Consider the following 12,801-nt stretch of genomic DNA (forward strand, 5'->3'; position numbering starts at 1 on the left):
TTTACTATTTATTATAGCATAATTTTTTTAGCAATTTTTGCGAGAAAATCATATAATAGAAAGTACGAAATATTTTTAAGGAGAGCATCATGTCTGAAAATTACTCACGCCGTAATCATTCATCAAAAGAAGAAAAAAAATCTGCCCCAAAGGTGACTGAACACGTTACAAAAGGCTTCACTGCCTTCCAAAAAGTCCTTACTGCCGTCGGGACAATTTTGTCAATCATCGTGGCTTCAATCACCATCATGAATTTCACAGCCTCTAAAAATAAGGACACTTCTGATTCATCAGCCAATCAATCAACTGTAGTCATCAAAGAAGGCAATAATAAGACTCAAGAATCAAGCGCCGCTTCATCTAGTTATGGTAATGCGACTGATTCAGAAACACAAACAAGTAGCCAAGCAGGAACTAACACCTATTCGTCATCTGCAGACACAACAACGGGTGGCAATACGACTACCTCTTCATCAGCAGCTACTGCAGACACAACATCTGGCAATGCGACTACTGGTGGCGTAACAACTGGTGACGCCGCTTCTAACTAAGACATGTAAAAGGCTAGGAAACCCTGCCTTTTTTCTATAATCCTATGAACTATACAGAAACTCTAAATTTTATCCATTCTTTCAAGGGCAATGGCCGTCGCCCTCAACTCGAACGTATGCGTTGGCTTTTGAAACAAGCCGGAAACCCTCAGACTCACTTTCCAACGGTGCATATTGTCGGGACCAACGGTAAGGGATCAACAACAAGCTACCTACAAAATATCCTAACAAAGTCAGGCTATCAGGTCGGGACCTTCACCTCCCCTTATATTACTCGTTTCAACGAACGTATTAGTATAAACGGCACAGAAATCCCTGATAAGGATTTGATTAGCCTTGTCGAGAAAGCTCAGGTTCTTCTTGACGATTTAGAAGAGCACACTGCTTTTGACCGACCAACGGAATTCGAGTTGGTCACCTTACTCATGTTCCTCTACTTCGACCTTAAACAGGTTGATATGGCTATCATTGAAGCAGGTATTGGTGGACGCCTTGATTCGACCAATGTCCTTTCACCAGAGCTTGTCATCTGTACTTCAATTGGCTTTGATCACACTGAAACCTTGGGCAATAGCCTTTTAGACATCTCCAATCATAAAGCAGGCGTCATGCGAGAAAACACACCTATCTTACTTGGTCGTGTCTCTGCAGAAGTTGAACATTTCTTCAAGCAAAAATCACATGATCTACAAGCTCCTTTAGCCGTCATTGATAGGGAAATTCAGCTGCTTCCGAAAGACAACCAAACGATCCAAGTTTCTTATGACCATTGGGAAAGTCCAGATCTTAAGCTACCGATGCTAGGACGACATCAAGAAAACAATGCTGGGTTAGCTGTCACTGCTGCCCATCTCTTAGCTCAAACATTTTCTAAGATTACCGATAAGAGCATCCAAGAAGGAATCGAAGAGACGCATTGGCCTGGTCGTAGTGAGTGGATAGGAAATAACATTTATCTAGACGGTGCCCATAACCCTCAAGGAATTGCCAGCTTAAAACAGGTACTAAAAGATAACTTTACCAATCGTAAAATCCACATCCTCTTTGCAGGACTGAGACGAAAACCTTTAGCAAACTTACTAGAAGAACTGAAAGATTATGATATTACGGTAACCAGCTTTGACTTTTTTGAAGCACTGCCCTTGGATGACTATCCTCAAAACTTCAAATGTGTGGCCGACTATAGAGAATGGCTAGCAAAAGCTGAATCAGCAGATTCTGATGACCTATTTGTTGTCACAGGATCCCTTTACTTTATCTCAGAAGTAAGAAACTACTTATTAAACGAAAGAAAGGCCTAAAGGTCTTTTTTATTTAGACAATCTACAGTTACACACAAAATATAGGTTGTTATTTGAACACAAAGAAAAGTCTATCTATTTAGCTAGACAGACTTCACCTTTTTATCTCATCGTTACAAATTCTTCTGAACCGGTTGGATGAATGGTTTCCATAGCCAAAAAGGCTATGGAAATTCGCAAGGGACTTCCTTGCGATCACTTTCAATTGAGGCCATTCAGACATAAAGAAAAGTCTATCCATTTAGGTAGACAGACTTCACCTTTTTATCTCATCGTTACAAATTCTTCTGAACCGGTTGGATGAATGGCAACCGTATTATCAAAATCAGCCTTAGTTGCTCCCATCTTAATAGCCACAGAGAAGCCTTGAATCATCTCATCGACACCGTAGCCAATGCCATGAAGACCGATAATTTTTTCATCCTCACCAAGTGTTACTAATTTCATAGTTGACGGCTGACGATTGTTTGCAAGAGCTGTATACATTGGAGTGAAACTAGATTTATAGACCTTGATATTCTCCGCACCATATTTAGCAATTGCTTTTTCCTCAGTCAAACCAACAGAACCAATGACTGGGTGGCTAAAGACCACAGTAGCTACATCAGTGTAATCAAGCTTAGCATCGGCTTTATTGTTGAAGAGTCGCTCTGACAATTGACGTCCCGCCTTGATTGCAACTGGCGTCAAATCTAGTTTTCCAGTCACATCACCAAGGGCGTAGATACCAGGAACTGATGTATTTTCAAAGGCGTCTGAATAAATGTTACCTCGTTCAGTCAACTCAACGCCCGTCTTTTCAAGACCAAAGCCAGAGGTATTGGCTGCACGACCAATAGCCCAAATGAGGCAATCAACAGTAATCGTTTCTCCATTGTCAAAGCTAATGGTCAAAGAATCGTCAGCATTTTTCACTACTTCTGTAGCATTAGCATGCGTGTGAAGGGTCGGACCTGATTTAGCCATCTCATCGACTAAGACATCGATAGTATCCTTGTCAAAGGTACGTAATGGGCGATCCTTACGAACAAAGAGATGCGTGTCACTACCAAGAGCATTGAGAACACCAGCAACCTCAACGGCGATGTAGCCAGCACCAATAACAGCTGTACATTTTGGTACTTCATCTAACTCAAAGAAACCATCTGAAGTAATCCCATATTCACTACCTGGAATATTTGGATAAAGAGCATGACCACCTGTTGCAATAAGGATATGGGGTGCTGTATAAAGCTCCCCCGCTACTTCAACCGTATGAGGATCAACAAATCTTGCATACTCGTAGACACGTTCAACGCCATTGCTATCAAAACCACGCTCATAAGAGCCATGGATACGGTCGATATAAGCCTGACGATTGGCCTTAAGCCTTGCAAAATCAAACTTATTAACCGTCACATCAAAACCATACTCGCCTGCATAACGGTGAAGGGTTTCAGCAACCTGAGCACCATACCACATGACCTTTTTAGGCACACAACCTACATTGACACAGGTACCACCGACCTCTTTTCCTTCAAAGAGAATAACCTTAGCACCATGCATGGCAGCACGATTGGCACTAGCAATCCCGCCAGAACCACCACCAATGACAATATAATCGTATTCTTTTACCATATTTTACCTCTTATGTTTCTTTATACAGCGTATTAGCTACTAGATAAGCCATTTCTGCCTATACTTTATCATAAAATAGGTACCCTGACAAAAATCTGCTACGACACAAAAAAACAACCCCGAACTCAACGAGATTGTTTTATCATATCTTATTTATCAAGTGGTTTGCGGAGGAATCCGAAAAGGATACCTGATACCACAGCACCAATCAAGATGAAGATAAGGTAGAGAAGGGCATTTGAAGTGAGGGCAATAACGAAGATACCTCCGTGTGGTGCCATCAATTTGATTCCTGCCATACCTACGAGAGCACCTGTAAGAGCTGAACCGACGATAAAGCTTGGGATAGCGCGTGCTGGGTCAGCTGCACCAAATGGGATCGCACCTTCAGTGATGAATGAGAGTCCCATAACGATGTTTGTCAAACCAGAGTTGCGTTCTTCTTCGGTGAATTTATCTTTAAATAAGAGTGTCGCTACAAAGACTGCCAATGGAGGAACCATACCAGCTGCCATAACTGCTGCCATAACAACTGAACCACCTGAAGTTACTGTTGCTGCGAGAGTACCTGTACCAAAGACATAAGCTGCTTTGTTGACTGGTCCACCCATATCCACTGCCATCATACCACCAACGAGGAGACCAAGTAATACGGCTGAGCTTCCTGACAAGCTTGACAAGAAGTTATTAAGACCTGTATTGATTGCTGCCATTGGGATATTCACTGCCAACATCAAGAAACCTGTAGCAAATACACCTAGAAGTGGCAAGAGCAAGATAGAACGGATTCCTTCAAGAGCACGTGGGATACCTGCCAAGAGTTTACGAAGAACGAGGATAACACCACCTGCAAGGAAACCACCAACAAGAGCTCCAAGGAAACCTGAAGATACACCAGCAAGGGCAAGGGTTGCTTTACCACCTGAACCAAATGGAACACCACCAAAGGCTGCACCACTTGATGCGATAGCACCAGCTACAAAACCTGAAACCAAACCTGGTTTTTCAGCGATAGAGTAAGCAATGTAACCTGCAAGTACTGGAAGCATGAAACCAAAGGCCGCACCACCAATTGCTTTGAATTGAGCAGCAATTTCATGGTAAGAACCAAGTTGTGACAATTGATCTTTAGGAACACCCATGATTTGGTCAAGCAAGAAGGCAAGCGCAATCATGATACCACCACCGATAACGAATGGGAGCATTTGTGATACCCCACTCATCAAGTGTTTATAGAAGGCACCACCGAGGCTCAATTTCTCACTTGATTCTTGAGCAGCTCCAGCATTTTCGGCATGGAAGACTTCAGCCTTACCATCCAAGATATTTTGGATTAATTCTTGAGGTTGACGAATACCTGCAGCGACTGGTTTAGAAAGCAATTTTTTACCATCAAAACGTGCTGTTTCAACTGCCTTGTCTGCCGCTACGATAACACCTACAGCCTTACTGATTTCTTCAGCAGTCAATGGTGTTCCGACACCTGAAGCACCGTTAGTTTCAACACGAACATTGACTCCCATTTCTTCACCTGTTTTAATCAGTGATTCTTCAGCCATGTAAGTGTGAGCAATACCAGTTGTACAAGCTGTTACAGCCACGATAAGTGGTTTATCGCTTGAAGCTGCTTCTTTAACAGCTTGTGCTTTCTTAGCTTCCTCAGCTTGTGCTTCTTCTTCGCCAGTATTAAAAGCAGCAATCACTTCATCTGGAGAAGTCACCTTACGCAAACGATCTGCAAAACCATCTTGCATGAGGTATTTTGACAATTCAGCAAGAGCTGCTAAGTGAGTGTCATTTGCTCCCTCTGGAGCTGCAATCATAAAGAAGAGGTCGGTAGGTTGACCATCAAGTGATTCGTAATCTACACCTTTATTAGATTTAGCAAAAAGTACTGTCGCTTCTTTTACTGCAGCATTTTTACTGTGTGGCATAGCGATTCCATCACCCAAACCAGTTGATGTTTGTGCTTCACGAGCCATAATACCTGCTTTGAAAACATCAAAGTCAGTCACAACACCATTGTCAACCAGGCTGTTAATCATTTCATCGATAGCAGCTTCTTTTGTAGTTGCTTGAAGGTCAAGCAACATGACTTTTTTGTTCAGTAAGTCCTGAATTTTCATAGTTTTTCTACCTCTACTTTATTGTATGTTTCTTTAATAAATTCAATTGTCGCTAAGTCATCTGAGAAAGCTGTAGATGTTCCACACGCCACTCCCCACTTGAGAGCCTCAATTGGATCCCCTGATTTAACAAACTCACCAGTGAAACCAGCAACCATTGAGTCACCCGCACCAACAGAGTTTTTAACTGTCCCCTTAATTGGTTTGGCAAAGTAAGCAGCCTCTGGTGTGACAAGCAGAGCCCCATCACCTGCCATTGAGATGATAACGTTCTGTGCACCCTTAGCAAGGATTTCACGCGCATATTTTTCAACATCAGCCAAACCATTAAGTTTGACATTGAAAATAGCTTCTAACTCATGGTTATTTGGTTTTACCAAGAGTGGTTGGTAAGCCAAGGAATCAAGCAAGGTTTGACCTTCAAAGTCACAGACAACCTGTGCACCAGTTTCACGCACTAGTGGAATCAATTTGTTATAGACCTTGTTTCCAAGATTGCTTGGTGCTGATCCAGCAAAAACAACCACATCATCAGCACTTACACTTGAAAGAACTGCTTCCAATTCAGCCAATTGATACTCATTAATGACAGGTCCTGCACCGTTAATTTCAGTTTCTTGGTCAGCCTTGATTTTAACATTAATACGTGTGTCTTGATCCACAGCTACAAACTTGGTTTTAATACCTTCTGCATCCAAACCATCTGTCACAAAACGTCCTGTAAAACCACCGATGAAGCCCGTTGCAGTATTATCAACACCTAAACGTTGCAAAATACGACTAACATTAATCCCCTTACCGCCAGCGAACTTATCATCACTCTCCATGCGGTTAACTTCACCAATCTCTACTTTGTCGATACGAACAATGAAGTCGATTGATGGATTCAGCGTTACAGTATAAATCATACTTCAATAACCCTCGTTTTCTCTTTTAATTCTTTTAGGAGCTCTTCTTCCGAAGCATTTGTAATTATGGTTACTTTCTCGACCTCGGCTACCTTAGCATAGGTAATCTGACCAAGTTTAGAGGCATCAGCTAGAACATAGGCTTTTTGCGCATTGGCTATAACCGTCCGTTTGATAACTGCCTCTTCCATGTCTGGTGTGGTGAAATAATTAGCATCAACGCCATTAGCACCAATGAAAGCACAATCAAAATTCAGTTGTCTAATTTGCTCTTGAGCAGTACTTCCAATAGACGCATCCGTTGAATGTTTAACCTTTCCTCCAACAATCCTAGTGCTAACACCGAGATCTACCAGCTTAACCGCATGATGGATAGAATTAGTCACAACCGTTACCTGACGATTGGCCAAATGTGGAATCAAAAGTTCATTTGTTGTACTAGCCTCAAGAAAGACGACATCACCTTCCTTAATCAAATCGGCAGCATAACCAGCTAACTGAGCCTTTTCTTGAACGTTTCTAATAGCTTTTTGACTATTGGCAATTTCTTCCTTTAGACCATGAATGCTTTCAGCACCACCATGAACACGTTTAAGTTGGCCATCTGCCGCTAACTCGTCCAAGTCACGACGAATCGTCGACTCGGAAGTATCACTTAACAAAACAGTTAGGTTTTCCAAAGTGACAAAACCATCTTGTTTCAACTGAGACAAGATAATCTGCTTACGTTCAGACTTTAGCATAATCTCTCCTTCTGTAATCGTTTACAAAATCTATTATACTAAATTTTTAATAACTGTCAACTAGAAACAGTCAAAAAAAATCAAAATATTTCATTATAAAATACTTATCTACCAAAATGACGCAATTCGATAAGAAAGTTCTTACATTTTCAAAAAGAATACCCCTTTCAGTATGAAGAGCAAAATAAAAAAGCCTTTCGGCTCTCTTATCTTATTTGGCATAGTCAACCGCACGGAATTCACGAATGACTGTAACCTTAATATTTCCTGGGTAATCCAAATTCTTCTCAATTTGTTCACGTACCTTGTGAGACAAGATCGTAACTTCATCATCCGAGATTTTGTTTGGATGAACCATAATACGAATTTCACGACCAGCTTGAAGGGCGAAGCTTGTTTGAACACCGTCAAAGCTTGATGCAATTTCTTCCAAATCACGAAGTCGTTTGACATAATTCTCAACAGATTCATTACGAGCCCCTGGACGAGCCGAACTCAAAGCATCTGCTGCTGCTACAATAACTGCAATGACGCTCTCAGGTTCTACATCGCCATGGTGGCTGGCAATAGCGTTAACCACAACTGGATGTTCTTTGTACTTACGTGCAAACTCAGCACCAATCTCTACGTGGCTACCTTCGACTTCTTTGTCAATGGCTTTCCCCATATCGTGAAGGAAACCAGCACGACGAGCGAGGGCAACATTCTCACCCAATTCACCAGCCATGATACCTGCTAGTTTACCAACTTCAACTGAGTGACGAAGTACGTTTTGACCATACGACGTACGGAACTGCAAGCGTCCCATAATCTTGATCAAATCAGGGTGAAGATTCATAGCGCCAATTTCGTAGGCTGCCTCTTCACCATATTCACGGATACGGTTATCCATTTCCTGACGGCTCTTCTCAACCAACTCTTCAATACGAGCTGGATGGATGCGTCCATCCTTAATCAAGGCTTCGAGAGTCATACGTGCAATTTCACGACGAACGGGATCGAAACCAGAAAGGACAACTACTTCTGGAGTATCGTCAATAATAACGTCAATACCTGTTAGACTTTCAAGCGTACGGATGTTACGCCCCTCACGCCCAATGATACGACCTTTCATATTGTCATCTGGAAGGTGGACAGTCGTTACTGTTTGTTCAGTAACATAATCTCCAGCCAAGCGTTGCATAGCTTGCGCCAACAAATTTTTGGCTTTCTTATCAACAGTATCTTTAACCTGTGCTTCTGCATCTTTGATACGTGTTGCAATCTCATGAGTCAAGTTATTCTCAGTTTCTGTTAAGATTACCTCACGCGCTTCTGCAATGGTCATTTGACCAACACGTTCAAGTTCAGCCTGCTTCTCAGCCTCCAACTGAGTCACATTCTCTTCACGCTCATTAAGATGTTTAGATTTGTCAGCAAGACTCTGCTCTTTCTTCTCGAGGGCAAGTTCTTTACTTGATAGATTTTCATCCTTACGATCAAGGCTAGTGGCACGTTCTGTCAAACGATTTTCCATCTGTTTAAGCTCTTGACGTTCAGATTTGAATTCTTTTTCAATATCTTCTCGATATTTTCTAGCTTCCTCTTTTGCTTCTAACAAGAACTCTTTACGTTGAGCCTTACTCTCACGTTCAGCAGTCACACGCAGATGATCTGCATCATGCTCTGCCTGACTACGAAGGTTCACAGCGTCTTGTTCTGCCTTTAGCAAGGTAGTTTCTGCTTGTTCCTTAGCTTTGCTAAGTTTAATAGAAATTGCTAAATATCCAACGACTAAACCAATGAGTGCAAAGACAACTAAAATTATCATGTTTATCATGTCTTTACCTCAACTTTTCTAAGGTTTCCCTAAAGAAAACCGTCTTCTAGTGTATCATATTTATAGCGATTTCTCAAATATATACTAGAACTTTAAACTGATTTTATGGTATCATAACTCTATTAGAATAGGGAGGTATTACCATGCCAAAAGACGTTACTGTTGAAAGTTTTGAACTTGATCACACCATTGTAAAAGCACCTTATGTCCGTCTTATTTCTGAGGAAGTTGGACCTAAAGGAGATATCATTACAAACTTTGATATCCGTTTGATTCAACCTAATGAAAATAGTATTGACACAGGTGGTCTTCACACTATCGAACACCTACTCGCTAAACTGATCCGTCAACGTATCGATGGACTTATTGATTGCTCACCATTTGGTTGCCGTACAGGCTTCCATATGATTATGTGGGGTAAACAAGATCCTACAGAAATTGCTAAAGTTATCAAATCTAGTCTTGAAGCTATTGCTAACGAGATTACATGGGAAGATGTTCCAGGAACTACCATTGAATCTTGTGGTAACTACAAGGATCACAGTCTTCATTCAGCTAAGGAATGGGCTAAACTTATCCTTGAACAAGGTATCTCAGACCAAGCCTTCGAACGCCATACCGTTTAAAAAACATTGGGATATATCCCAATGTTTTTTTAGTATTTTCTAAAACGTTGATAACGCGCTTCAAGCAAGTCCTCTGTTGATAATTGGCTTAATTCTGCCAACTCATCTACAATTGCTGTCTTAATTGCTTCAATAATTTCACTTGTAAAGTAACCACGTTCTGGGATCACCTTATCAACGATTCCCATGTTAAGCAACTCACCTGATGTAATCTTCATCAACTCTGCTGCCTCTTCTGAACGTGAGCCATCTTTCCAGAGAATAGTCGCAAACCCTTCCGGACTCAAGATAGAGTAGATGGTATTTTCAAGCATCCAAACCTTATCGGCTACCGCCAAGGCAAGAGCTCCTCCCGAACCACCTTCACCAATGATGATGGCAATAATTGGCACCTTAAGGTCGCTCATTTCCACAAGGTTACGTGCAATTGCCTCACCTTGTCCGCGTTCCTCTGCCCCAACACCAGGATAAGCACCTGCAGTATTGATAAAGGTAACGACTGGACGACCAAACTTTTCAGCCTGTTTCATGAGGCGAAGAGCCTTACGATAACCCTCTGGATGAGGTTGCCCAAAGTTACGGTTAAGGTTATCTTGTAGGTTTCTACCTTTTTGGATACCCACTACAGTAACCGCTTGGCCATTTAAACGACCAATACCACCAATAATGGCACCATCGTCACGGAAATTACGATCGCCATGAAGTTCGATAAAGTCATCGAAGATTCCTTGGGCAAAGTCCAAAGCAGTTAAACGGCCTTGGTCACGCGCTTCTTTTAAAATACGTGCTACGTCGCTCATTGAACACCTCCATGGAATGATAAGAGTGTGGCAATGGTATCAGCCAACTCTGTACGTTTAACAATGGCATCAACAAAACCATGTTCTTGAAGGAACTCAGCCTTTTGAAAATCATCTGGCAAAGTTTCGCGAACTGTGTTTTCAATGACACGACGACCTGCAAAACCAATCAAGGTTTGTGGCTCAGCTAAGATGATATCACCTTCCATGGCGAAACTTGCTGTAACCCCACCAGTTGTTGGATCTGTCAATACAGTCAAATACAACAAGCCAGCATTCGAATGACGTTTTACAGCAGCTGAAATCTTAGCCATTTGCATCAAACTCATGATTCCTTCTTGCATACGGGCCCCTCCAGATGCTGTAAAAATAACAACTGGAAGTTTTTCCTCAATCGCATGTTCAAAGAGTTTAGTGATTTTCTCACCAACAACAGTGCCCATTGAAGCCATGATAAAGTTAGAATCCATAATGGCCAAGGCTGTTTTTTGCCCCTTGATAGTTGCAACACCAGTCACGACAGCTTCATCAAGACCAGTTTTTTCCTTAGTCGCTGCTAGTTTCTCCATATAACCTGGAAAATTCAATGGATTTTCAGTTTTAATCCCTGTAAACAGTTCTTGGAAAGATCCCTCATCAACTGTTAAATCGAGACGTTCTTTAGCGGAAATACGGAAGGTATAAGAACAATTTGGACAAATTTTAGCTTGTCCCAAGTCCTTTTGATAAATAGCTTGTTTACAACCAGGACATTTTGCAAAAAGTTCATCTGGAACTTCTGGCACTTGGTGATCAATCCCATTACGTACAGAACGGTTCGGATTGATACGGATATACTTTTCTTTTCGATCAAATAATCCCATAAACTCTATTCCTCACGATTCTGATAAGCTGGTAGGAAGGTCTCCATCAAGAAGGAAGTGTCATAATCCCCAGCGATAACGCTACGATCTGAAATCAAATCCAACTGGAAGTCAGCATTAGTCACAACACCATCGATTTCGAGCTCGTAAAGAGCACGTTGCATCTTCATGAGTGCCTCAAATCGATTTTCTCCATGAACAATGATTTTGGCAATCATTGAATCATAGTAAGGTGGAATAGTATAGCCAGGATAGACTGCACTGTCTACACGGAGACCAACACCTCCACTAGGTAGGTAGAGATTGCTAATTTTCCCTGGACTAGGTGCAAAGTTGAACTTAGGATTTTCTGCATTGATACGACACTCAATAGCATGTCCCTTGATTTCAATATCATCTTGGGTCACAGAGAGTTTTTCACCTGCGGCAATACGGATTTGTTCTTTAACAATATCCACACCACTTACAAATTCTGTAACTGGGTGCTCAACTTGAACACGGGTGTTCATTTCCATAAAGTAGAACTGACCTGTTTTCTCATCAAGAAGGAACTCGATAGTACCCGCATTTTCATAATTAACAGCCTTAGCGGCACGGACAGCCGCTGAACCAATTTCGTGACGAAGTGTCTTACCAATAGCAACTGACGGTGATTCTTCCAAAACCTTTTGGTTATTACGTTGAAGAGAGCAATCACGCTCACCTAGGTGAACAATATTACCATAGCTATCTCCCAAAATTTGAACCTCGATATGACGAGCTGGGTAAATAACTTTTTCAATATACATCGCCCCATTACCAAAGGCTGCTTTAGCTTCTTGTGACGCAGATTCGAAGGCAGGAGCTAACTCTTCTTCAGTGTTAACCTTACGAATCCCCTTACCGCCACCACCAGCAGAAGCCTTAAGCATTACTGGGTAACCAAGACGGTTGGCAACCTCTAAAGCCTCCTCAACTGTAAAGACTTCACCATCTGAACCAGGAATTACAGGGACATTAGCCTTAATCATTTCAGCACGGGCATTGATTTTATCACCCATCTTGTCCATGACTTCGCCTGAAGGACCAATAAACTTGATGTTCATTTCTTCACAGAGAGTGGCAAATTTAGAGTTTTCACTCAAGAAACCAAACCCTGGATGAATAGCTTGAGCCTCAGTCACAATAGCAGCTGATAGGACACGATTCATATTCAAATAAGAATCCGTTGATTTTGCAGGCCCGATACAAATAGCTTCATCAGCGAGCATAGTATGTAGAGAATCCTTATCCGCTTCAGAATAAATAGCAACCGTTTGGATACCCAATTCACGCGCTGCACGGATAATACGCACTGCAATTTCACCACGATTGGCAATCAATAATTTTTTAAACATAAAACAAGATAACATCAGACATTTTTTGATAGTCTGTGTTGATTTCCTTTCTATGTGATAGACCAATATCT

General features: G+C 41.6%; 11 protein-coding genes. 3 read left to right on the forward strand and 8 right to left on the reverse strand.

What is annotated here, in order from left to right; all coding sequences use genetic code 11:
• Nucleotides 1-89: 89 nt before the first annotated feature.
• On the forward strand, nucleotides 90-551 hold the full coding sequence (locus LG375_RS05015) for a DUF6556 family protein (RefSeq protein ID WP_048676374.1): 462 nt from the start codon (nucleotides 90-92) through the stop codon (nucleotides 549-551).
• A 44-nt stretch (nucleotides 552-595) separates the two neighbouring features.
• Nucleotides 596-1,852: a bifunctional folylpolyglutamate synthase/dihydrofolate synthase gene (locus LG375_RS05020; RefSeq protein WP_225745428.1), complete on the forward strand. Its 1,257-nt coding sequence runs from the start codon at nucleotides 596-598 to the stop codon at nucleotides 1,850-1,852.
• Nucleotides 1,853-2,116: 264 nt separating this feature from the next.
• On the opposite strand, the gene gorA is transcribed toward LG375_RS05020, so the two are convergent.
• From gorA to LG375_RS05045, 5 genes are all read right to left on the reverse strand, one after another.
• Nucleotides 2,117-3,469: a glutathione-disulfide reductase gene (gene gorA / locus LG375_RS05025; protein ID WP_225745429.1), complete on the reverse strand. Its 1,353-nt coding sequence runs from the start codon at nucleotides 3,467-3,469 to the stop codon at nucleotides 2,117-2,119.
• 149 nt (nucleotides 3,470-3,618) lie between these two features.
• Nucleotides 3,619-5,595 (reverse strand): fructose-specific PTS transporter subunit EIIC, encoded by a 1,977-nt coding sequence (locus LG375_RS05030; protein ID WP_225745430.1) that lies wholly within the window; start codon nucleotides 5,593-5,595, stop codon nucleotides 3,619-3,621.
• Entirely contained in the window at nucleotides 5,592-6,503 is a 912-nt protein-coding gene (gene pfkB, locus LG375_RS05035; protein ID WP_002885581.1) for a 1-phosphofructokinase, read from the reverse strand. Before pfkB ends, LG375_RS05030 begins: the two co-directional genes overlap by 4 nt.
• A complete protein-coding gene (locus tag LG375_RS05040) occupies nucleotides 6,500-7,246 on the reverse strand; it encodes a DeoR/GlpR family DNA-binding transcription regulator (protein ID WP_002890068.1) in 747 nt (248 codons plus the stop codon). Before LG375_RS05040 ends, pfkB begins: the two co-directional genes overlap by 4 nt.
• 211 nt (nucleotides 7,247-7,457) lie before the next feature.
• The gene (locus LG375_RS05045) at nucleotides 7,458-9,065 is read right to left on the reverse strand and encodes a ribonuclease Y (RefSeq protein ID WP_045001922.1); all 1,608 of its coding nucleotides are present in this window, start codon (nucleotides 9,063-9,065) and stop codon (nucleotides 7,458-7,460) included.
• A 143-nt stretch (nucleotides 9,066-9,208) separates the two neighbouring features.
• On the opposite strand from LG375_RS05045, the gene LG375_RS05050 reads away from it, so the two are divergent.
• A complete protein-coding gene (locus tag LG375_RS05050) occupies nucleotides 9,209-9,691 on the forward strand; it encodes an S-ribosylhomocysteine lyase (RefSeq protein ID WP_002885585.1) in 483 nt (160 codons plus the stop codon).
• 29 nt (nucleotides 9,692-9,720) lie between these two features.
• Here the strand turns inward: LG375_RS05050 and LG375_RS05055 are convergent, their stop codons facing one another.
• Genes LG375_RS05055 through LG375_RS05065 form a run of 3 tightly spaced genes read right to left on the reverse strand, consistent with a single transcriptional unit; the run spans nucleotide 9,721 to nucleotide 12,730 of the window.
• A complete protein-coding gene (locus LG375_RS05055) occupies nucleotides 9,721-10,491 on the reverse strand; it encodes an acetyl-CoA carboxylase carboxyl transferase subunit alpha (protein ID WP_225745431.1) in 771 nt (256 codons plus the stop codon).
• Nucleotides 10,488-11,354, reverse strand: coding sequence for an acetyl-CoA carboxylase, carboxyltransferase subunit beta (gene accD / locus LG375_RS05060; RefSeq protein ID WP_002886660.1), 867 nt, complete (start codon nucleotides 11,352-11,354; stop codon nucleotides 10,488-10,490). The genes LG375_RS05055 and accD overlap by 4 nt, the downstream gene beginning before the upstream one ends.
• 5 nt (nucleotides 11,355-11,359) lie before the next feature.
• Nucleotides 11,360-12,730, reverse strand: a complete 1,371-nt coding sequence (locus tag LG375_RS05065; RefSeq protein ID WP_156246377.1) for an acetyl-CoA carboxylase biotin carboxylase subunit — start codon at nucleotides 12,728-12,730, stop codon at nucleotides 11,360-11,362.
• Between the last annotated feature and the right edge of the window lie 71 nt (nucleotides 12,731-12,801).

The organism is Streptococcus sp. Marseille-Q3604 (genome assembly GCF_916619785.1).
In the GTDB taxonomy this organism is placed as follows: Bacteria; Bacillota; Bacilli; order Lactobacillales; family Streptococcaceae; genus Streptococcus.